Below are 20499 nucleotides of genomic sequence, written 5' to 3' on the forward strand. Positions count from 1 at the left end.
ACTAAGGACGGATGGCCGCCCGTGAAACGAGGTAGAGCACCACGCCGTTGAGCAGGTGCCAGAGGAAGTGCGTGCCGGCCGGGACGTAGTCGCAGACGTCCCGGTCGAGCGTGCGCAGGCTCAGCGAGAGCGCGAAAACCGCCCCCGCGACGGCGAAGTGGGTCCAGCGGGTGTCGCGCTGGAAGGCGAGCACCGCGGCGAAGACGCCGAGGCCGACGAGGGCGGAGAGGTAAAGCCCACCGCCCAGCAGCGCGATGCCGGCGGTCAGCGCGAGGAACCCCGGCGCGGCCACCCACCCCCACCGCCGGCTCCAGTACCGCCGCGCGAACACGACGGCGTACACCAGCATGAAAACGAGGATGGCTCCCGAGTCCGCGACGGCTGCCCACCGCGTCGCGAGCAGGTGGAAGACACTGCTCGCAACGAAGACAACCCCGATCAGCGCGGCAAGCACCCGCCCGGTCCGGTCCCCCTTGGCCAGCCGCCACACGAGCACAGCGGCAACGAGGAACGCGAGATTGCTGAGACCGTTGAGCGGCTCACCCCAGAGCCCGGGCCCGACGCGTTCGCAGTACCCGTCGACGTAGTCCGTCACGGGACCAGCCAACCAGGGATCAGCCGCACGCAGCCAGCCGCCGCTCGAGAAATCGCCGTTGCGGTCCGGAACACGGCAGGCCGAGCGGCCGCCGGTAGTACCGCGCGGCCCGGCCAGTTCGGCGCTCTGCGCGGCCAACTCGGCGATCCCCGCTGGCAACGGCCCCTGGACGAACGAGGCGCCCGGAAACCGACACGGCTAGCGTGAAGCCCATGAGCGACGTGAGCCGGTTTCCGGTGGTGGAACTCGAAGACCTGCCCGACGACCTCCGCGAGCGCGTCGGCGTCATCGCGGAGAAGTCGGGTTTCGTGCCCAACATCTTCCGCGCCCTCGGCCACCGCCCGGCCGAGCTGCGCGCGTTCCTCGACTACCACGACGCCCTCATGGAACGCCCCGGCGGACTCACCAAGGCCGAGCGCGAGCTGGTCGTCGTCGCCACCTCGGGCGCCAACCACTGCACGTACTGCGTCGTCGCCCACGGCGCCATCCTGCGCATCCGCGCGAAGGACCCCGAGCTGGCCGACCGCGTGTCGAGCAACCCCTGGCAGGTCGAACTCGACGAACGCGGCCGCGCAATCGTCGACCTGGCCCTCGCGCTCGCCCAGGACTCCGCGTTGTTCGGCGACGGCGACCTCGAAGCCGCGCGCGATGCGGGCTTGACCGACGACGAGATCTGGGACGTCGGCGCGATCACGGCGTTGTTCGCGATGTCGAACCGCCTCGCCCACCTGACCGCGCTGCGCCCGAACCCCGAGTTCTCCGCGATGGGCCGCTAGAACTCCAGGCGCCACGTTTCGTCGGTCAGCTTCGGGCCCCAGTCGTCGAAATCCTCCTCGCGGACGAGTTCGAACCCGGCCGCGCGGTAGATCGAGCGCGCCGCCGTCAAGATCGAGACCGTCGACAGCTCCATCGCCCGGTAGCCGTGCGCCCTCGCGAACGACACGCACTCGGTGACCAGCCGCTTGCCGACGCCGTGGCCGCGGGCCGACGGCTCGAGCAGCAGCAACCGCAGCCTCGCGGTGTCCGCGTCCGGCCCGCGCGTGCACGCGATGCCGCCGACGCGCTCGCCGTCGAGCTCGGCGATCCAGAACGCCTGCCGCGGGTCGGCGCGGTGGTCGACGAAGTCCGCGACGATGCGGGCGACGAGTCCCTCGAACCGGTCGTCGAAGCCGTACTCCCGGCCGTAGAGCGCACCGTGACGTTCCACCACCCAACCGAGGTCGCCCGGTCGTGGTGGACGCAGGACGAGCACCGGGTCGCGACGGCGGTCGCCGACCAGGTCGCCGATCGTGCGCATCGCGGCCAGCAGGCGCTGCTGGTCTTCGTCGGCGAACCGGCGGAGGAGGCCGCCGATCTGCTCGGTCGAGCGCTGGTTGAGCACGGCGAACGCGTCCCGGCCCGCGGCGGTCGGCCGCACGAGCTGGCGGCGGGCGTCTTCCGCGGAGCGTTCGCGTTCGATCAGGCCACGCGACTCGAGGCGGGCGAGCAGCCTGCTCGCGTAGCCGGGGTCGAGATCGAGACGTTTCCGCAGGTCGGTGACCGGAATCGGGTCCCGGTGGGCGAGCTCGAAGAGCACCCGGGCTTCCGGCAGTGAGTACTCGGCGTCTGCCGGACCTTCGTCGAGCACGCCGATGACCCCGGTGTAGAGCCGGTTGAAGGCGCGGACCGCGGCCACCCGGTCGTTCATTGACCACCCCAACAAGTTCGTTGACGAAGTCAAAGATTACCGGAAAATGGGAAACCCCGCGATGCTGCCAGGTCGGGGGTCCGCCAGCATCACGGGGTCGTAAGGGGTATCGACGGCTCTTCGCACGTCGTTACACGTTGAGCACTATGTGGCGCACGTCACTCGAATGGATGACCGCCACGGGGTGAGAGATCAGCGCATGTAGCCGGAGCGAGCCTGCGCGATCGCGATGAGTTCCTGACGGACCGTCGCGGTGGCGGCGGTGTCGATCGCCCGGTTCAGCGCCCGGCGAGTGCGAGTCTCGGCGCGACGTGCCCGGAGCTTGGCGGCGATGTTGTTCATCGGTTTCTGCATCCCCTTCGGAGGGTCTCGGTGGTTGTGCCTCTAGTATGCACCTTTTTTCACAAAGAATCCAACGAATGTCCGGTGATGTGGCGCACTCGCCGATGAATCATCGGCGAAACTGGGTATGGGCCGGAAAGATCGAGGGTGGCGGCGGTCACGGCGAAGCAACCCACTACAGGCTTATAAGGCTCTCTAGCGCCACAGCTAGAAAGCCTGAGAAACGCGGATAAGCCGTCAGTCGCGGCCGAGCAGGTAGTGGCCGAAGTGCGGCACGGTGAAGGCGATCTGGCCCCGCTCGGCGGAGTAGACCAGGCCTTTCTTCATCAGGCTGTCGCGCGCCGGCGACAGCGAAGACGGCTTCCGTCCGAGGAACACGGCGACGTCGGCGGTGCCGGCGGGCTCGTCGCGCCCCTGGGTCAGCTCGGCCATCGCCTGCAGGTACTCGCGCTCGGCGGGCGTCGCGCGCTCGTAGCGCGAACCGAAGAAGCCGACCGCCAGCTCCGACTCCGCCTCGGGTGCCGCGACCTGGACGTCCTTGACCGTGATCGGGTCCGACGGCGCCGCGTCCCAGGCCGCCTTGCCGTAGGCCTGGATGAAGTACGGGTAGCCGCCGGACGCGTCGAAGAGCGCGTCGAGCGCTTCGGGCTCGATGCCGGCGTCCTCGCGCTCGATCGGCGCCATCACGGCGAAGTCGGCGTCCTCGCGGCTGAGCCGGTCGATCCGCGCATACCGGAAGAGGCGTTCGGAATAGGACTTCGACGCCGAGAGCACAGCGGGCACGTGCGGCAGCCCGGCGCCGACGACCACGAGCGGCGCCCCGGACTGCGAAAGCTCGTGGCAGGCCGCGCACAACGCCGAGACGTCGTCGGGCTGCAGGTCCTGGATCTCGTCGATGAGCAGCGCGACGCCGGTCCCGACGTCCGCGGCCAGCTCGGCGACGTCGGTGAACAGCTCGACGAGGTCGATCTCGATGTCCCCGGAGTCAGCCCGCCCCTGCGCGGCGGGCACGTCGATGCCCGGCTGCCAGCGGTCGCGCAGCTTCGCGTCGGCCTTGTTGGCCCGCAGGGCGAACGCCTTGAGCACCCCGAGCACCTCTTCGACCCGGTCCGGCGCCCGGTGCCGCACGGCGAGGTCCCGGATGGCCCGGTGCAACGCGGCCGACAGCGGCCGCCGCAGCTCGGCGTCCGGCCGCGCCTCGATCTTCCCGGCACCCCACTTGTGCCGCACGGCCATCGCGCGCAGCTCCCCGAGCAGCACGGTCTTGCCGACGCCCCGCAGCCCGGTGAGCACGAGACTGCGTTCGGGTCTCCCCCGCGCCACCCGCTCCAGCACCACTTCGAAGGCCTTGAGCTCGCGCTCGCGCCCGGCCAGCTCGGGCGGCCGTTGCCCGGCGCCCGGCGCGAAGGGGTTGCGGATGGGGTCCACTCTGCCAAGTTATCGACGTATCTAGCGCGAGCCCGATATTCCGCCATAGACAGCTAGCGCGTGTCGCCGATGTTCGACCGGATGGCCGTACATAGAGACGAACAGGTCTGCAGATATGTTTCGTTAGCACCCGTATGGACGAACGCGGGACCTGCTCGTCCCTACGGGCATTCTGGCCTCGACCACGGAACTGATCGCCGGCGGGCCGTAACACGGACCTTGATCAAGACGGTTTTGCTAGGCACCCGATCTTGTGAGAGGCATCCGACGATGACGAACCCGTACGGCACCCCCGCGCCCGCTCCGTACCCGCAGCCCCCGATGCCGCCGCGCCGTAAGCGCCCGGTCTGGCCGTGGTTTCTCGGCGGCGGCGTCGCACTGTTCCTGGTGCTTATGTTCGTTGTCTTCCTTGCGGTCGTCCCCCGCGTCCCGCCGGGCACCGGCGCGTCGAATGCGGGCGACAGCGCATCCGCAGCGCCGGCCGAATCGAGCGAACCGGCCGGCCAGCTCACCGAGTCCGGCTTCCGCAAGCTCGCCGTCGGCGAAGAGGCGTCCTTCGGGCCGAACAACGGCGCCGACCCCATCGTGCGGTTCACCATCACCAAGATCACGGTCGACCCGAAGTGTGGTGCCTACATGCGCCGGCCGGCCGACAAGCACACCTTGCTCGTCGACATCACCGCGCAGACGCTCGACCTTCCCGACCCGTCATCCGGAGTGCAGATCGCCGCCACGCTGAACCCGCTCGCGTTCCAAACGCGCGGCGCAGACGGCACCACGCATGCCGGCTCGATCGGTACCTGCGTCGGCACGACCAAGCCCATGCCGATGACGTACGCCCCGAACTCGAAGTACGCCGGTCAGGTCGAGATCCTCGCCGACGACAAGGCCGGCGCCCTGCTGCTCTCCCGGAACTTCACCAACGGCTCAGGCTGGGAGTGGCCTTACTAAGCGGCCATGTCGAGCAGCAGGGCCCGCGCCTCGGCGCCCTTGACGGCGACCGGCCACAACTCGTCGAACATCTTGCGGTAGGGCCGTACGTCCTCGGCGGCGCGGCTCGTGACCTCGGTGTGCACCGTCTCGGCGATCACGAGATCGTCGAGCAGCCAGAACCCATGTAGCGGCACGATCGGCAGCTGCACGTTCATCGGCAGGATGCCGAACTTGACGTGCTGCATGCTGGTGATCGACACCAGCCGATCGCGCTGGGCCGTGAGGGTGGCCGCCGGCGCCACCGACGAGCGCAGCGGCATCTCGTGCGTAAGCACGTAGATGTCTTTCGACTCGTCATAGAGCACGTCCTGCCGCTTCATACGTGCAGCCACCGCAGCGGCGATGTCCATACCCGAGTCGTTGAGCTTGGCGGACGCCTCGAACACCGCGCGGGCGTAAGCCGGGATCTGCACGAGTCCCGGCACCACGGCCACCTCAAAGTTGATGATGGTCGCTGCCGATCGCTCGGCCGCAGCGAACGACACCTGCGTGCTCTCGTGGCCGCCTGCCCGAAGACGCGCCTTCCATCTCGCCTGGTCAAGCCGGATCGCTTTCAGCTCGGCGACCAGTTCCGCCGTCTTCTCGGACGACAGGCCGAGCGCGGCAGCGATCGCCTTCACTTCGTCTTCGGTGGGTCGCTTCTGCCCGGTCTCGATCCGCGAGACCTTGGACGGGTCCCAGCCGAGTCGAGCGGCGAGCGCTCGGCCCGTCAGCTTCGCGCCGCTGCGGAGCTGGGCGAGCGTGTCGCCGAACTCGGCGGCGCGGGTCAGTTCGGTCACGGGCTCCTCGTCGCGGCAAACTTCTCGTCATGTGGCGTTGCGGCTCGCCAAAGCTGATTCCGCCACCGCCGGTGCTCGGCGACCGTACCGGGCTCGTCGCTCAGCTCGACGCCTGCAACGCCGGTCTCGTCGAAGTGGAGCCGCGCAACGATGCGGTCGTCGAACAGGTAGAAGTCATACGCCGGGACGTCGAGCTGCCGCGCGTCCCGTTCGGCGATCCACCGGATGTCCTCGCCCGCCTCGACGTTCAGCGGCGTAAGGCTGATCATCCAACGTAGGTACTCGGTCAGCGGCTCGGTGAGCATTCGGACCCGTTCGAACACTTGACCGGCCGCGCGTAGCCGTCGGATCTGCGCAAGCCACTCGGTCATGAACTCGGCGTCAAGCCGGCCGTCGCGCCACGCCTGCATCGGCTCGCGCTCGGCCGGGTCCGGGTACGTCCCTTGGCACTCCCACCGCCAGGCGGACCGCTCGAACCCGCGCAGCAGCTCGGCGAAACCCTCGCCGCCGTCGACCCACATCACCGGTCCCGCTCGACGGCCGCGGCGACCGCGCGCAGGTTCTCGGCCGACGCCGGGTCGACCACGAACGCGGGACGATCGGTGTCGGCGAACGCGAGCCGCTGCAACGCCTCGACATCGACGAACGGCAGCAGCTCGGCGGGGATCTCCACCGCGGACTCGTGCGCCGGCAGCCCGTTACCGCGCTCGCGCAGCAGTGCGAGCGCGGCCGGGTCGGTGACCGTCGTTCCCTGCACCACGAGCGTGCCGCGCTCGGTCACGAACACCGTCGGACAACCGCCGGTGTTGCTGCTGGTGCCCACAAACGCCATACCTTGCGACATGTTGTCCTCCTCGTTTCGGCTTGCCCTCATGTTGCCCGCAAGATCCTGCAATCTTGTGCGGCTGAATGGGTGAAACCGCCTCAAAAATGTCGCACTGAGTGACCAAAGTACCGTCCGTTCGCGTGAAGTCCTAGCAACATTGCGCAATATTGTTGTTTTGCTCGCCAACGGCGTCGACAGTTGACCTATGACCGCAGTACGCGGATGGCCGATCGAACACACGCTGACCGCGCTCGACTCGCTCGGGCGCCCCGTCCCTGTGTCGACCGGCGTCACGGCCAACTACAACGGGCGCCCGGTCGCCGTCTTCGCCGTAGGAACCGGCGAGGCGTGCGACGCGTGCGGCCTGACGCCGCCGTCGGTCGAGCTCACCTCCGGTCTGCTCGACCGGCTCTGGCGTGCCATGCACACCGCCATTGCCGCGTCCTGGCAGGTAAGACGCGAACACCCTGGGGACAACCGATGACCGAAGTACGCATGTCCGGCGCCCCCGCGCTGGAAACCCCGCCGGAACTCCTCGAACGCTTGCGACGTGATCGTGCCGACGATCAGCCGGCCGATGTCGAAGCACCCGAACCGCGGCGGGGTGACTCATGAGCGGGCTGGTGTACGTCGACCTCGACGCCGTGCGATTGGTTGTCGACGGCGTAGCGCACCGGCTGCGGCTCGCGCGCATGCCGCTCAACGGCGAACGGCTGGTGACGTTGTGCCGGGTCGAAGCGCTGGCGGCATTCGGCTGGGAACCGGTGAACGTCGTCCCGGCGACCTGCGGCGTGTGCGCGGAGCTGCACGCGAGCCACCGCACTGCTGAATCTGCACGGCTACGCGCGTGCGCCGAGCGGGTTGCCGAGCCGACCGGCTACCCGGCACCGGCCGGGCTCACCCACGTACCCGACCAACCCAGCCGCGGGCTGCGGCGACCTCCGCAACGAAGGGAACTCACGTCATGATCAACGCAGCGATCGGGACCGCGGAGCCCTACCACGTCGGCAGTGTTGACGAACTCGCGCAGAAACTTGCGGTCGGCCTGTGGATCGTCCTCCCGCACCAAGCGCTCGGCGGCTATTACGACCTGCATAGCTACCTCGGCGCCGTGCATGACGAGTGCACACGGCTCGGCATCGTCGAGCGAACGATTCCGATTCCCCGCAAGGACATGACGGTGATCGTCAACGAAGACAAGCTACCGACGTTCGAGCAGATCACCGACTCAGTCCGACACCTCGATCGCATCCGTTGGCTGGGCCAGAAGCTGCGCCCCGAGCTGCCGGCGCGGGTGGCTCGGGGCGAGTAGCCGCCGGTCGACACGTCGGGTTCCCCCGCGCCTGGCGTGTCGACCGGTTCCCAGCAGAACAACGCCTCGCGCTCGTCGGGCGCGGGGCGGTTCGACGTGCCCAAATACCGAACCAAGGGACGGACGATGCCGACACCGCGCAATCCCGCAGGGCCAGGACCGACGCGACCAGGACCGGGCAAGGACAGGCCCAGCTCGCCAACGCGCGATAACCCCGGTCCGCAACCCCGGCCGGTCCAGCCGCCGAACCCGAGGCGATAGGAGAAATCCATGCCCAAGCGGCCAAGCCCACGACGACGTCGCGACCCGCGGAGCTGCCTCACCGGCGGGCAGGAAGGGAACGTAGCCTTTGCCGAGGCGGCAAGCTTCCCCCCGCGACAGCCGACCGGCCCGACCCGACCGGGCGGCAGCTACCGGTCGGCCCTGTTCCGGTGGCCGCCAGGACCGCCCGCGCCGGATGACGCGAGCTAGGATCAGGTCATGCGGTCGACCCGAGAAGTGCGCAGGCTGGCGGCGGTGCTCCTCGCAGGGGATGCCGACTCCCGTTTCTACGGCGAGGATCTACGCGAAGCAGCGCACATGCACAGCAACCGGCTCTATCCGTTGCTAACGCTGTGGCTCGAACGCGGCTGGGTCACTGACGGATGGGATGGGCCATCCCTCGACGGCTCGAAGCGCTACTACGTGTTGACCGACGTTGGCCGGCGCGAACTCGATAAGCCGTAAGCGTCCCGGGCCTTGGGCGCGGCAAAGCCCCACCTCTCGCACGACGCGGAGGTGGGGCTTTCCGCTACCTGCCGCTGCCGACCGCCGGCCGGCCGGCAGGCGGCTCCTCCAGGCTCGTCACCACCGGCGTTCCGTCCGTGCTGGTGCCGTAGCTCGGCGTCTGCGCCGAGCCGAGCAGCAGCCGGGTGGCCCATGCTGGCAGCTTCGCCTCGACGGCCCGCAGCAGGGCGTACACGCCGGCGAAGACGAGCGGCACGAGCACCGTCCGCCCGAGCCCGTCGAGCGCGTCGGTGACGCCGGCGGGCAGGCCGAGGCTGACCAGATAGGCGATCAGCGACGACCACAGGCCGGGCACGACAGTGCGCAGCCAGGAGACCAGACGGTCCCCGATCGGCTTGGTGTCCATTGTGGATCTTTTCCCTTCCGGTCAGAAACAGTCGACAACGAAATCGTCTTCGGGCTTCGCCGAGTACAGGACGTCCGCCCACAGCGCGCCGGGGAGTGGGAACCGGCGGTGTCCCTTGCACCGCGGGTCGTAGCCCGGGGTCTGGGCCGGGTCGTGTCCGACGCCGGTGTTGTCCTGGCCCCACGCGTAGATCGGCGCAACCCACAGGGGGCGCGGGGTCTTGTCGGTCATCTTCGGCCGAACGACGATCGCGGCCTGATCGGTGCCGGACAGGTTGACCCGGACGACGTTCTGCTTGTCGTTGGGCGGCCGGACGGTGACGCGTTCGAGCATTTCCACCTCACTGGTCAGGGCGAAGGAACTTCCTGCGCCGCTTGTCTGGCCGAGCAGCGCGGCCAGTTGGTTTCGCGTGCCGCGGTACGCCGAGGCGTCGAGGGGCGCATACCCGGCGATCCGGGCAGACGATGTGAACTGCAACAGGCCGACATTCCGTCCGCCGTAGCCGTTCCAGAAGTGCGCGGGTACGTCGGCCCACTCAGCGGCGAGCGTGCCCACGACGTTGTCGGGGTACCGGCTCGACCACAGGTCCGGCCAGCCGTCGAGCTGCGGTGAACGCCAGACGTCGCGCCAGTACCACAGCGGGACGTAGCCGAGCGGGACGCGCCAGCCCTCGGCACGGATGGCGTTCAGCACGTTCGTGGCGTGCTGCAAGGTGGGTTTCGAGCCGTCCGATGCGGTCTCGACGTCGGGGATGATGGGCACGTCCTTGGGCACGGTGGCGCGCATGAGTGCGACGTGCTGCCCGGGCGTGGCGTTCGCGCGGATGAACCAGTAAGCGCCGACCAGCTGCCCGGCGTTGCGCGCCTCGGCGAGGTTCGACGCGAAATGTGGGTCGACCATCGACCCGCCTTCGCCGGCCTTCATGAGGCACGCTTCGCACCCGTCGCGACGCGTCTGCGCGAGGTCGAGGGACAGGGGTTGGTGGTGGGACACGTCGATGACGAACGTGACGGGGTCGGCCATGATCAGTCTCCGGTCGGGGTCGGTTCGAGGAACAGCGGGGGCGGGTCGTCGATCTCGCCGCCGAGCGACCGCAAGGTGTCGACCACCTGCCGGTCCCAACGGACGTGAGCGGTGATCCGCTGCTCTTGTGCGGCTTGTGCGCGCCAGATCCGACGCGTCTCGGCTTGCAGCTCGGCGACCTGGTCGGCCAGCTCGGCGGACGTCGCGGTGGTGGCGTTCAGCAGGGCGGCTGTGCCGTCGACCTTGAGTTTGCGTGCCTCAGGGCGCGCCTTCACGGCCAGGACCACGGCGGTGATCAGGCTTCCGAACGCGACCACGAGCCCGCCGACGACGGCCCACGCGTTCACTGGCCGGCCGCCTTCCTGGCCGTCCGCAGCGCGCGGCCGATTTGCCACGTGCGCCAGGCCGAGGCGCCGGCGAGCGCGAGCAGCAGCAGGCCGAATGCGAGCGCGCGGCGCCCGGTGTTGCCGAAGGCCCACACCGAATAGCAGCCGCACACGCCGAACAGAGCGACGAGCCCCGCTCGTTCAGTGAGCACGCCGAGCGCGGTGTGCGCACGGCCGATTCCGAAGAGGACAGTCCCGCACGCGGCGAGCGCGGCTCCGAAGAACACACGCCCCCACGGTCCGGGGAACTCGCGGATCGTAGTCGTGGCGACCGCGTCGAACGCGACGAGCCCGACCGCACAGTAGAGCCCGAACGCGGAGGTCAGCAGCACCTCGAACGGCGACCGCTGCGCCGGGCCAATCACGTCGTCCCCTCCGCAGGGATGACGAACTGGGCCGCGAGGTCCGCGGCGGAGATCAGCCAGACGCTGAGCCCGCCGCCTTCCACCATTCCGTCGCCGACCTCGGCGACAATGCCCGGTCCGTACACGAGCTTATTGCCGTCCGCCACTTCGGCGTTGGGCCAACGCTCTTGCCACTCGTCGAGGTTTTCGCCGCTCCATTCGAGGAAACGCGGCTTCGGGGTTACGTCAATCCACGGCATTGCTCGCTCCTCACGCGACTTTCCACACGATGAACTCGGCCGGCTTGAAGGTGGACGGGTTGAGCGCGAACGCCGCCCCGTTGTTGTAGATCCAGGCACACAGCTGCGTACCGGCCGCGAACCACCGGGTCACGCTGGCGAAGCTGTCGGTCTGGCCGTTCGAGAACAGCGGTGACGCCAGCCATGGTGTGCCGGCGGACGGCGCGGCGATGCCATGAATTCCCACACCGAAGTTGTTGCCGGACGCGAACGCGGTGGATGCCGAGGCATAGCAGTGATACCGCCCACTCACCGGAATGGTGACGGTGTTGTTTCCGGACCAACCGGTGCCGCCGGCCGCGGGTTGCGTCACCGAACCAAACGTCAACTTGTTGGCGCCATTCGACGCGGGAATGTTCTGAACCGCGTTCGCCCGCACCTCGATCCCGTACGCGGCAGCCACGGCGTCATCGAGCGCGCCCACGGTCGCCTCGGCACCTAGCAGCGCATCACGGATGTGCAGATTGGTCGCCGGCGGATCGAAGCTCTCCGGGTAGGCCCAGCCGTAGCGGGGAGTGTTGCCCATGACTGGGCTCCTTTCCTCTGTGTCAGAACGGGATTACGGTTATGTTCCGGTCATAGAACGTGGCGCCAGGATTCGCCGACAGCGCGGCATACTTCATCGTGAACGTGTTGAAACCGGGGACCAGCCCACGGGCGGCGGTCAGCAGTGTGGTGCGTGAACCGCCCAGGTAGAACCCGACCGGCACCGTCTGTGTCGCATACCAGTTCTCACCGCCCACGTAGAAGTCCGAGCTTGGCGAAATAGCAGATGCGCCGGAGACAGCGAAAGACGCGTTCCCGCCAATCCATTGCTGCGTAGCGGTTTGCGCGTTCGCCAGACTGCTGATCGTCGCCGACACTGTCACCAAGCACCGGGCAGACGAACCGATGTACACCGTGACCGCGGGGCCGACGGTTGCAAGATCCGTGTAGGACGTGCTCGCGGTGGACTGCGCCGCGGCCACCAGCGCGGACGCAATCTGATTGGCTGCGCCGGCACCCGGTGCGGCAACCTTGCCGAGGATGTACCACTGACTCATCCGCTTCTCGACCATCACCGCGTCACCTGGCTGGTACGTCACACCAATGCCGGACTGAAGAACCCGCATGTTCGAGATAGGAGCGCCGTTCACCAGCACCGCATTGAGCCCACTCGATTCATCCCACGAGATCACTTCGCCCTGGTAGTGGTTGAGGTCGGCGCCGCCGGTCGGCTTCGCGTTCGCGTCGGCCAGCAGCCGCGCGAGCTGGAACGGGTCGGTCATGCCCCGGCCCTTCTCGTCAGGTACTGCTTGCGGGTGTCGATGCCCATCGAGTCCTTCGGCGCCAACCCATAATTGATCTTGTCGATGATGTGCACTTCGGAGTTGCCCGGGTAGGACACCGTGATGACGTCCCAACCCTCCAACGCGGGGTTCGGCACAGTGCCGAGGCTGACGCCGTAGGGCAGACCGGTTACCTTCGCGAGCTTCGCCACAGCGGCGGCGCGGCACTGCTCGGCGGTGTACATGAACGCTGACGCGTACACCGTTGGTACGACACCGAAATTGCCGCCGATGTAAGTCGGCGACGCGGGGTCCTCGTCGGACACGATGGCCTGCACGGGCGCAAGTTCGCCGGCCGGTTCGCCGCGGGCGATCACCACGTTGTAGACGCCGTCACGGGAAATGGAGCGCTTCATCTCGACGAGCACGCCCTGCGTGCCGGAGTTGATCTCCCAGACCGGGGCCGTCTTTGTGAGGTCCGGGACCGACTTCACTTGATAGCGGCCGGCGTAGTCGAAGTAGCCATACTTTCCATACGCCGCGAGCAAATCCTGCACGAACGCGAGTCGGTCATCGTCCAATACGTGGTCGGTTCCCAACGGGGTTGCGTAGGCGGCGAAGTCGTAGACGGTGACCAGGCCGGGCACGGCCTGGCCCACGACGTAGTCGATGACCGCTCCGACCGAGGCTGCGCCCGAGAACTGCACCGGCGTGGTCGGCCGGGCGTCTCGGATCATGGCTGTGCGGTCGGACGCGGTGATGCGGATGGCGCCGTCGGGGACCCGCAGCTGTTCGATCCGGTCGATACGGAAGTAGCCGAGTCCGACCAGTTCCTGAGTGCCGATGCCGTACTCAACACCGCGCTCGACGTAAATCTCTTGTCCGTACGGCGTGCCCCGATCGAACGGGTTGGACGGCCACGGGTACACCGTCGACAGATCCAAAGTGGATTGGACATCGGCGGTCATGTCGGTGGTGACGTCGCCCGCCAGCACCGGCAGCCGGCCGCCGAGGTCGACACCGGGAATCGGCAGCCCGACGGGGGACGTGCCGGTCTGGCCGGGCGCGACCAGCGTGCATCGCGACGCCATCGTGTGCGACCCCCGCAGAGCCGACAGGAACGAGCCGGTAACGGGCCTCACGGCACGATCACCACCGCGGTGGACACCTTGTCCACCAGCGCCGAGTAAGAGGCGTTAGCGGCGACCTGGTCGGCAATCGTGGCGTACGTGGCGAGCACGTCGGCATAGGTGAACGTGTCGCTGTACACCGTGGATGCGGGCGCGGCGACCTCGGTCAGCGGCAGGTCGAAGTACCGGCGCGTCGAGCGAACCGAGTACCGCGGTCGTGAGCGGGTGCTGTTGCCGATCGAGGCGTACATGGTCGGCACCGCGCTGCGCAGCGTCGGCGCCTGGACGAACACGGTGTGCCCGGTGCTCAACGCGTTGTCGAAGTCGTCAGCCGCGTCGTATCCGAGGGTCGAGACCTGCAACGTCAGCCGCCGAGAACCGCGGACGTCGTCGATTGCGATGGGCATCGTGCGGCCCACGACATCGACGATCTCGGAGCGTGACGGCCTCTCGATCTCGGACACGTCGGTGACGGTGACGCGGCGGTTCAGTGACGGCCGGCGGACGTTCTTGATCCACACGGAATCGAGAACCGGGGTGATCGTCGAAGTTTCGACGCCCACGTTGGCGCGGCGAGTCATGCGCAGCAGGCGCGCCTTGGACGCGGCGGAGCTGCCGCCCGACCACGCCATCGTGCCGGCGACGACGGTCCGGATGTTCACCGTGGCATCGGTACGCCAAGACAGGTTCGTCTCGACGTTGGCGCCGGCGGTGTTGCTGCTGCCCACCTGGTCGCCGAACAGGCTTGGCGGGGCGGCGCCGGTCGCCGCCGACCCCTTCCATGCGTGCATCACCCACGCGACGCCGTCCTGCGCCAGCGCGCCGCCCGGGTACGCGACGTTCTGCGCTGCGGCGTTGACGAGCAGCTGCACGTGTACCGGGGCGTCTGCGTTCGTCCACGCCCGGATGTAGGCCGAGCAGCTGTCACCCGTTGTGCCGCCGCTGAACGCCACGGACGGCGCAGTGACGCCGGCGGCCATGGTCCGGTAGAACACCGCCATGTTCGTGGCGCCGGAAAGCACGCGCGTCCACCCGCTCGGCGTCGTGATCGTGGCGGCGTTGTTGAAGTGCGAGACGAACAGCAGCAGCATGGCACCATTCGGTGCGCCGGCGGGCAGCGGCGGGTTCAACGTCGAGTTGTTGCCGGTGGCGACGCCGCCAGCCCCGGCCGGCTGCACGGCGGCCGAGTCGATGGCGGTCACGCGGTAGGTGTTCGCGGCGCCGGCGATGAACTCGTAGTCGTCGACCTTGCCCGCGCCGCCACTCAGTCCGACCTTGTCGCCGCCGCGCACGGTGGTCCAAGTGATCCCGTCTGTGGAGCGCTGGACCACGGCGTAGTCGGCGTCCGCGGTTAGCCCGGTGAAGCTGATCCGCACGCGCGACAGGTCGGACAGGTAGGTGGTGGTCGTGGTCATCGCATGCCCCCGGTACCGGCGCCGGCGGCGCGCGCAGTGGCGCGGCCGGACTCGTCGATCTCGACCTGAATCCGCTCACTCATGCCCTTACCGAGATCCACCGTCAGTTCAATGACCTGCGGCGTGGACGTGCCGGCGGCGCTCGCGCGCGCAGCGGACGCGCCGGCCGCGGCGGCGGTCGACGCGGCCGAGGGCACCGGCGCTAGGAGATCCGAAGGCACCTCGGCGGCAACACGACCGGTCAGCGCGCGCATGGCGGCGACCGCGTTTCCGGTCCGCGCCAACACGCCCTCGCCGAACTGCTCGGCGATGGACATCCCGGAGTACAGCACCCATCCGCGACCCGAAAACGGTCCGTATTTGGCGGGGCTAAAGGGAAAGAGTCCGCGTAGTCGACCGAGCAGGTTGCCCACCTTGGAGAACACACCACCGAAAGCGGCGTCGATCCCGCGGCCCAGTCCGACGATGATTGCTTTGCCGGACTCGAACAGCAGCGATCCGGCGTTCGCCATCGCTTCCGGGATGCGTCGCACCATCCCGCGCAGGATGTCGAGCACGCCGAACGATCCGCGATTGGCGCCGTCGGGCATCCCCATGATCGCGCTGCCGAATTGGTTCGAGGCGCTGGCGCCGCCCATCCCAGCGATGCCGACCGCCTGCCCCATGCCGGTCGACAGCGCGCCACCGATGCCGGACATCGACGACGTCGTGTCGCCCTGCATCCCCATCAGCGCGCTACCGAAGTCGGTGCGCATCGCGCCTGCCTTGGTGGCGACGCCTTCGCCCATGCCGGACATCGCGGACAGCGCGTCGCCGGCCATCCCGGCCCAGTTGGTTTGCGTGATGGTGCGCATGGTGTCGGTCGTCTGCTGCATCCCGGCAGCCATGGTCTTTCCGGCGCCGACGACGTCGCCCATCATCAGTTGCGCGAGCGCGGTCAGCAGCGTTACGGCGGCGATCAAGGGGATGTTCAGCAGCATGACCACCGGCGCGAGCATGATCAGAACTGCGGCGAACGGGGCGAGCGCGCGAACCAGTATCGGGATGATTGGGGCGAGTCCGCGCACCAGCTGCTCGACGACCGGGGACAGCGCGCGCACCACCGGTTCGAGGATGTGGCCCAAGTCCTCGAAAGCGGGGCCGAGGCTGTCGGCCAGGATATCCGCGACGGTGCCGAGCAGCGTTCCCAGCGGCTCGATCAGCGGGCCGACCGCGCGTAGCGCCGGCTGTAGCACGCGGGACAGCGCATCGCCCACTTTGGACAGAACCTCGCCCAAGGTGCGGAACGTTTCCTGCCCCTGGGGGGATTCCACGAAGTCTTTCACGGCCTTGATAGCCGGTGACAACACGGGGGCGACGCCGGCGCCACCTTCACGCAATGCGCCGAACACCGACTTGGCAATGTCCCAGACATCGCCGAGTACGTCGCCGAGGTCGCGCAGGGTGTCGAGCCCCGTCTGCATCCAATCCCACAGCCGGCCGGAGTCTTTGAGTCCGCGGATCCAGTCGGCGAACCGCTGCGCGACGTCGCCGGCGCCTTCGGTCAGGTCGGTGAGCATCGCCGAGCCGACGGACGCGATGTCGAGGAACGCCTGAATGACCGGCGCCGCGGCCTTGCCGATGTTGCGGATGATGTCCGCGCCGTTGTCGAGAATCGCGTTGAGACTGTTCAGGTTCGAGCGCTCGCGCGCCATCGCGGTGATGCGCGTGATGGTCGACGAGATCGCCGCGGCGACGTTCTGGAAATGGCTAGTCGTTCGGGGTAGCAACGCATTCACATCGCGTACCGCAGGTGCGAGCGCTGAGCGGAACGTGCTCGACACCTTCTCTTTCAGACGGTCAAGTGTGCTTTCGCTGCCCTCAAAGGCTTTCTTAACTCCATCGGCGCCCAGCTTCCACGTGATCATCCCGGCCGCACCCACGGCGATGGCACCCGGAATCAGCCCCAGTGCGCCGGACGCGGCGCCGGCCCACCCCACGATGCTGGTCAGGGTCCCGATCACGCTGTTGAGCCCGCCGAGCTGCAACGCCTTGCCGGCGAAACCTGCGGCCAGGCCGCGCGCGACGGACAGGAACTTGGTGCGCAGCTTTTCGAGCTTGCTACTGCGGCGGTCCATCTCCGATTCGAACGCGCGCAGCGCCTTGTCGCGCTCGGACTGCTCGGCGCGCGAGATGCGTTCCAGCTCGGCGCGCGCCTTCTCGGCGGCCTTCACTCGCTCGCGCTCGGCGCGCTCGAACTCCTGTTGCTTCGCGCGGGTGCGGCGGACGTCCTCGGCGTACGCGGCCTCTTCAAGCTTCCCCTGCCGGATCAGCTCGGCCTCGTGCGCCTTCGCCCGCCGTTCCTCTTCGGCGTAAGCCGCGGCCTCGGCACGAGCGCGTGCCTCGGCGTCGCGCTCGGCCTGCTTCTCGCGGCGCGCTGCCTCTGCGTAGGCCATCGCCTCGGCGCGGTCGACTTCCTTGATATCGCGTTCGGCTTTCCGCGCCGCGGCGTCGAGCCCCCGGGCGGTGCCGTCGAGCTTGATTCGGATAGTGCGCTCGGTGTCGCTCATGAGGCGTCCACCGCAGCGAAGTCGCGCACGATCGCGTCCGCCATCCGTTCCCACGCCGCGGCGATGTCGGGCGCGTTGCGCTCGACGACCGGGAAGAACGTGTAGGCGTCGCTGCCCTGGTGTGGCCGGTACTGACGGCCGACTGACGTTCCGTACCGCGGGGAGGCGTACCACCCCGAACGGCGCGTCATGCCGAACACAGCGCCGAACAGCACGCCCCATGCCGGCGCACGGCGGCTGCCTACCCGCGTGGTGCCGCCAGCCTGCACCGCAGGAATCCGATCCCGCACCGCCTTGACGGTCGGCGCGAGCAACGGCCCTTGCGCGCCGCCGGCGACGCGGAAGTCATCGGCGGCGCGCAGGGCGAGCGTGTCGGCGAGCCGCAGCGACGCGTCGCGCAGCTCGTCGCTTGCTTCCTTGGGCAGCAAGGAGAAGGCACGCAGCACCTCGCGGGCGCCGTCAATGTGCATGCGGACGGTGAGTGTGCGCCGAACGGGCATGGCCGTGCCTCCTCCCGGGTACCGGAATGGGCCGGCTACGTCAGCCGGACCACTGGATCGGGCCTCCGGCCCCGGGCGTGTCGGTAGAGCCGGACACGGCGGCGTGCTGCTCCCTAAGCAGCTGAGTCGCTGTTGCGATCGTGCGCGGGTCCGCGGCTTCCCAGTACTCGACAGGGATGTGCGAGGACAGCGCGAGGTCGATCAGCTTGCGGTTCAGCGACCCCTCTGGGAAGGGTCGTCGTAGCCGTCCTCCACCTCGAAGTCGAGCGTGTAGGACGCCTCGAACTCCTCGGGGTCGCCGCTGAACTTCTTCAACCGCTTGCACGCGATGTACGCGACCTTGTACAGGTCTTCCATCGCGAGGTGTTCGAGCAGCCGTTTGAGGCTCGCGCCCTTGTTCCGCTTCTCCCACTGGAGAACGTCCCGGCTGTCGGCCTTGACGTCGAACGGCTCGCCGTCTTCCGGGGTGATGGTGAAGATGAACACGCGGGTGTGCCTCGACTTTCTACTGTGGATGAATAGCGGGGATGACTAGGCGATCTTGACCACGGCGCGGGTCACGGACGCAACTGCGCTGTAGTCGACGAGCCCCTTGCCGACGTTCGCGTCACCGATCGGCTGCCTGTAGTGGTTCGAGGTGAGCGGAATCAGCTTCGGCGTGGTACCGACGGGGACGGTGACGACGCGGTCGGCCACCGTCAGGTCGCCGTCGACCGCGTCGGGGGTCTGGATCGTGACGGTGATGGGCGCGGCCGATCCGTTGATCACGGAAAGGAACACCCCGCGGCCGACCTCGACCGCGTCACCGTCGACCGTCGGACCGGTGTGATTGGCCACGAGCCCGGCGAGCGGCACCGGCTGCGTTGCGGGGGTGAGACGTGCAGCCATGGGTCAGCCGATCCTCTCGTAATCGAGCCCGTCGCCGAGGGTGCCGAGAATCGACAGCTTGATTTCGGACATCTCTGTCTTGCGTGCTTCGTCGCCGGCCGGCGGCGCCTTGAGTAGCACGCGACCGGTCCAGCGCACGTGTTCGCCGGCGATCTCGGGGTGGTGGTCCAACTGGAAATCGGCCTCGATGTTGTTGTTGGACCACAGGTAGTCGTCGAGCCCACCGGCGCGCCAGTCGCTGACCCACTTCAGTTCCAGCGTCGGTTCGCCGTCGGTCTCCTCGACGAACGAGTTGTTTTCCGAGGTGGTGCCGTAGGTGTAGACCCGGTCCCCGTCCTTTTCGCCCGGGTCGACGTTCCAGCTTGTGAGCTGGGTCTGAAATTCGGTGCCACCGATGGTGAACACGATCTGCTTAAGGCGCCGCTGATGCACGGTCATGACAGGCTCATTTCTACGGTGAACGAGTAGGCGGGAAGGTCCGACTTCCCGGATGTGTAGATGGTCGGGTCGGCCGCACCCACGGTTGTGTCCGAAATGGACTCCAACGCCGCGGCGACGGGCTCGACGAATTCCCAGAGCTTTGCCTGCGCCTGCTCGTCGAACGGCACGACCAGGAACACGGGAAACTCGGCGGTCGTCGCCGTGCCCGGGTCGTAGGTCTCGAACTTGATCCGGGGCATACCGACAACGACGCCGGCGCGGTCGACTGTGGCGCCGAGCTTGTAGAACCGCAGCCCAGAAACAGCTCTCAGCGTCTCGGTGAGCCGGGCGGCGGCGTCCGCGGTGCTGCTCATCCGAGCACCCACTTTGCGTGCCGCCCGATGCCCAACAGCCGTTCGATGTCCGGATCGAACGCCGGCACGCGGCCGGCGCCCAGCTCGGCCATCATCACCATGCCGTCCGGCGAGCGGCGACGGGTGTAGAGCCGAGCGGCGAGCATCAGGCTGCCAAGCACGAGATCGGCGGACGGCGCCGGCAAGGTGGACGCCGGGTCGGCGGTGTAGTTGAACCGGGGCCGCACACGCTCGACGAACTCAACGACCGCGTCGAGTCGGCGCGTTAAGGCGGCATCGTCGGTCGTGTCCTCGGCCGCGATGTCCTTGTCGTCCTTGAGCTCGGCGAGCGTGGGCGGCCATGCCATCGGCTACGCCTCCCCGTCGGTGGCGTCGTCAGCCGTCAGCGTGGCCTCAGCGATCCAGCCCTGATCGGTGAGCACGTGACCACCGGCCCGGATCGGCTCGTCGGCGGACGGCAGCAGGCGGTAGCGAGTGACGGTTCCGACCGGCGCGGGCCCCGCCGTCGCCGCGGGCGCCTCGGCCGGCTGGTCGGCGTCGACCGCGGGCTGCTCGGCGTCGTCGGCGTCCGATACTCGAGAACTTTCTTCCGGCTCGGCGGCCGGGTCGGCGTCGGCAGCCGCGGCGAAGTTCACCGTCTCGGGCTGGTGCTCCGGCCCGCCCGCGGCCTCGGCCGCCTCGACCCGCGCGCGGATCTCGTCTCGGGTGCCCGAGCTGTCGACGCCGTACGCCTTGGCGTAGGCGACCCACTCGGGTTTGCTGCCCGAGCTGGCCGGGCGCTCCGGCAGGGTGGTCTCGTCGGCCATAGG

30 protein-coding genes are annotated in these 20499 nt (G+C 68.4%); 6 read left to right on the forward strand and 24 right to left on the reverse strand.

Annotation, left to right across the window (positions count from 1 at the left end; genetic code table 11):
- Position 1 precedes the first annotated feature (1 nt).
- Positions 2 to 595 (reverse strand): hypothetical protein, encoded by a 594-nt coding sequence (locus tag SD460_RS06685; RefSeq protein ID WP_290055685.1) that lies wholly within the window; start codon positions 593 to 595, stop codon positions 2 to 4.
- A 212-nt stretch (positions 596 to 807) separates the two neighbouring features.
- On the opposite strand from SD460_RS06685, the gene SD460_RS06690 reads away from it, so the two are divergent.
- Entirely contained in the window at positions 808 to 1371 is a 564-nt protein-coding gene (locus SD460_RS06690) for a peroxidase-related enzyme (RefSeq protein ID WP_290055684.1), read from the forward strand.
- Here the strand turns inward: SD460_RS06690 and SD460_RS06695 are convergent.
- From SD460_RS06695 to SD460_RS06705, 3 genes are all read right to left on the reverse strand, one after another.
- Positions 1368 to 2282, reverse strand: coding sequence for a bifunctional helix-turn-helix transcriptional regulator/GNAT family N-acetyltransferase (locus tag SD460_RS06695; RefSeq protein WP_290055683.1), 915 nt, complete (start codon positions 2280 to 2282; stop codon positions 1368 to 1370). The genes SD460_RS06690 and SD460_RS06695 overlap by 4 nt on opposite strands.
- A gap of 192 nt (positions 2283 to 2474) precedes the next feature.
- The gene (locus SD460_RS06700; protein ID WP_163046719.1) at positions 2475 to 2624 is read right to left on the reverse strand and encodes a hypothetical protein; all 150 of its coding nucleotides are present in this window, start codon (positions 2622 to 2624) and stop codon (positions 2475 to 2477) included.
- Positions 2625 to 2861: 237 nt separating this feature from the next.
- Complete coding sequence (locus SD460_RS06705; protein ID WP_086861369.1) at positions 2862 to 4052, reverse strand: ATP-binding protein; 1191 nt, start codon at positions 4050 to 4052, stop codon at positions 2862 to 2864.
- Between the two features lie 270 nt (positions 4053 to 4322).
- Between SD460_RS06705 and SD460_RS06710 the strand changes: the two genes are divergently transcribed.
- Positions 4323 to 5003, forward strand: a complete 681-nt coding sequence (locus SD460_RS06710; protein WP_290055682.1) for a hypothetical protein — start codon at positions 4323 to 4325, stop codon at positions 5001 to 5003.
- Here SD460_RS06710 and SD460_RS06715 read toward each other — a convergent pair.
- The 3 genes from SD460_RS06715 to SD460_RS06725 are packed head-to-tail and all read right to left on the reverse strand — an operon-like array spanning position 5000 to position 6668.
- Entirely contained in the window at positions 5000 to 5824 is an 825-nt protein-coding gene (locus SD460_RS06715; protein WP_290055681.1) for a helix-turn-helix domain-containing protein, read from the reverse strand. The two genes, SD460_RS06710 and SD460_RS06715, sit on opposite strands and share 4 nt — an antisense overlap.
- Positions 5821 to 6345: a DUF6879 family protein gene (locus SD460_RS06720; protein ID WP_290055680.1), complete on the reverse strand. Its 525-nt coding sequence runs from the start codon at positions 6343 to 6345 to the stop codon at positions 5821 to 5823. Before SD460_RS06720 ends, SD460_RS06715 begins: the two co-directional genes overlap by 4 nt.
- The gene (locus SD460_RS06725; protein WP_290055679.1) at positions 6345 to 6668 is read right to left on the reverse strand and encodes a hypothetical protein; all 324 of its coding nucleotides are present in this window, start codon (positions 6666 to 6668) and stop codon (positions 6345 to 6347) included. The genes SD460_RS06720 and SD460_RS06725 overlap by 1 nt, the downstream gene beginning before the upstream one ends.
- Positions 6669 to 6855: 187 nt before the next feature.
- Between SD460_RS06725 and SD460_RS06730 the strand changes: the two genes are divergently transcribed.
- The 4 genes from SD460_RS06730 (at position 6856) to SD460_RS06745 (ending at position 8688) form a co-directional block, all read left to right on the forward strand.
- Positions 6856 to 7134, forward strand: a complete 279-nt coding sequence (locus SD460_RS06730) for a hypothetical protein (protein WP_290055678.1) — start codon at positions 6856 to 6858, stop codon at positions 7132 to 7134.
- Positions 7135 to 7261: 127 nt separating this feature from the next.
- Entirely contained in the window at positions 7262 to 7618 is a 357-nt protein-coding gene (locus SD460_RS06735; protein ID WP_290055677.1) for a hypothetical protein, read from the forward strand.
- On the forward strand, positions 7615 to 7962 hold the full coding sequence (locus SD460_RS06740; RefSeq protein ID WP_290055676.1) for a hypothetical protein: 348 nt from the start codon (positions 7615 to 7617) through the stop codon (positions 7960 to 7962). The genes SD460_RS06735 and SD460_RS06740 overlap by 4 nt, the downstream gene beginning before the upstream one ends.
- A 480-nt stretch (positions 7963 to 8442) precedes the next feature.
- On the forward strand, positions 8443 to 8688 hold the full coding sequence (locus SD460_RS06745; RefSeq protein WP_290055675.1) for a helix-turn-helix transcriptional regulator: 246 nt from the start codon (positions 8443 to 8445) through the stop codon (positions 8686 to 8688).
- Between the two features lie 64 nt (positions 8689 to 8752).
- Here SD460_RS06745 and SD460_RS06750 read toward each other — a convergent pair whose 3' ends face one another.
- The 17 genes from SD460_RS06750 to SD460_RS06830 form a co-directional block, all read right to left on the reverse strand.
- Positions 8753 to 9094: a hypothetical protein gene (locus SD460_RS06750; protein ID WP_290055674.1), complete on the reverse strand. Its 342-nt coding sequence runs from the start codon at positions 9092 to 9094 to the stop codon at positions 8753 to 8755.
- Between the two features lie 21 nt (positions 9095 to 9115).
- Positions 9116 to 10117: a glycoside hydrolase family 25 protein gene (locus tag SD460_RS06755; protein WP_290055673.1), complete on the reverse strand. Its 1002-nt coding sequence runs from the start codon at positions 10115 to 10117 to the stop codon at positions 9116 to 9118.
- A gap of 2 nt (positions 10118 to 10119) precedes the next feature.
- Positions 10120 to 10464 carry a hypothetical protein gene (locus SD460_RS06760; protein WP_318305997.1) on the reverse strand — a complete coding sequence of 115 codons (345 nt, stop codon included), beginning with the start codon at positions 10462 to 10464 and terminating at the stop codon, positions 10120 to 10122.
- Positions 10461 to 10868: a hypothetical protein gene (locus tag SD460_RS06765; RefSeq protein WP_290055671.1), complete on the reverse strand. Its 408-nt coding sequence runs from the start codon at positions 10866 to 10868 to the stop codon at positions 10461 to 10463. Before SD460_RS06765 ends, SD460_RS06760 begins: the two co-directional genes overlap by 4 nt.
- On the reverse strand, positions 10865 to 11107 hold the full coding sequence (locus SD460_RS06770; protein WP_290055670.1) for a hypothetical protein: 243 nt from the start codon (positions 11105 to 11107) through the stop codon (positions 10865 to 10867). Before SD460_RS06770 ends, SD460_RS06765 begins: the two co-directional genes overlap by 4 nt.
- Before the next feature lie 10 nt (positions 11108 to 11117).
- Entirely contained in the window at positions 11118 to 11672 is a 555-nt protein-coding gene (locus tag SD460_RS06775; RefSeq protein WP_290055669.1) for a hypothetical protein, read from the reverse strand.
- Positions 11673 to 11694: 22 nt separating this feature from the next.
- Positions 11695 to 12414, reverse strand: a complete 720-nt coding sequence (locus SD460_RS06780; RefSeq protein ID WP_290055668.1) for a hypothetical protein — start codon at positions 12412 to 12414, stop codon at positions 11695 to 11697.
- A complete protein-coding gene (locus tag SD460_RS06785; RefSeq protein WP_290055667.1) occupies positions 12411 to 13505 on the reverse strand; it encodes a DUF5047 domain-containing protein in 1095 nt (364 codons plus the stop codon). Before SD460_RS06785 ends, SD460_RS06780 begins: the two co-directional genes overlap by 4 nt.
- Positions 13506 to 13552: 47 nt before the next feature.
- The gene (locus SD460_RS06790; protein ID WP_318305998.1) at positions 13553 to 14959 is read right to left on the reverse strand and encodes a hypothetical protein; all 1407 of its coding nucleotides are present in this window, start codon (positions 14957 to 14959) and stop codon (positions 13553 to 13555) included.
- Positions 14956 to 17508, reverse strand: a complete 2553-nt coding sequence (locus tag SD460_RS06795) for a phage tail family protein (protein WP_290055665.1) — start codon at positions 17506 to 17508, stop codon at positions 14956 to 14958. The genes SD460_RS06790 and SD460_RS06795 overlap by 4 nt, the downstream gene beginning before the upstream one ends.
- The gene (locus SD460_RS06800) at positions 17505 to 18008 is read right to left on the reverse strand and encodes a hypothetical protein (protein ID WP_290055664.1); all 504 of its coding nucleotides are present in this window, start codon (positions 18006 to 18008) and stop codon (positions 17505 to 17507) included. The genes SD460_RS06795 and SD460_RS06800 overlap by 4 nt, the downstream gene beginning before the upstream one ends.
- 213 nt (positions 18009 to 18221) lie before the next feature.
- On the reverse strand, positions 18222 to 18494 hold the full coding sequence (locus SD460_RS06805) for a hypothetical protein (RefSeq protein ID WP_290055663.1): 273 nt from the start codon (positions 18492 to 18494) through the stop codon (positions 18222 to 18224).
- Between the two features lie 45 nt (positions 18495 to 18539).
- A complete protein-coding gene (locus tag SD460_RS06810; protein WP_318305999.1) occupies positions 18540 to 18896 on the reverse strand; it encodes a hypothetical protein in 357 nt (118 codons plus the stop codon).
- Between the two features lie 3 nt (positions 18897 to 18899).
- On the reverse strand, positions 18900 to 19334 hold the full coding sequence (locus SD460_RS06815) for a hypothetical protein (RefSeq protein WP_290055661.1): 435 nt from the start codon (positions 19332 to 19334) through the stop codon (positions 18900 to 18902).
- Entirely contained in the window at positions 19331 to 19690 is a 360-nt protein-coding gene (locus SD460_RS06820) for a hypothetical protein (protein ID WP_290055660.1), read from the reverse strand. The genes SD460_RS06815 and SD460_RS06820 overlap by 4 nt, the downstream gene beginning before the upstream one ends.
- Positions 19687 to 20037, reverse strand: a complete 351-nt coding sequence (locus SD460_RS06825; protein WP_290055659.1) for a hypothetical protein — start codon at positions 20035 to 20037, stop codon at positions 19687 to 19689. Before SD460_RS06825 ends, SD460_RS06820 begins: the two co-directional genes overlap by 4 nt.
- A gap of 3 nt (positions 20038 to 20040) precedes the next feature.
- Positions 20041 to 20496: a hypothetical protein gene (locus SD460_RS06830; RefSeq protein ID WP_290055658.1), complete on the reverse strand. Its 456-nt coding sequence runs from the start codon at positions 20494 to 20496 to the stop codon at positions 20041 to 20043.
- Positions 20497 to 20499 lie beyond the last annotated feature (3 nt).

The sequence above is a fragment of the Amycolatopsis solani genome (genome assembly GCF_033441515.1).
GTDB classification, from domain to species: Bacteria; Actinomycetota; Actinomycetes; order Mycobacteriales; family Pseudonocardiaceae; genus Amycolatopsis; species Amycolatopsis solani.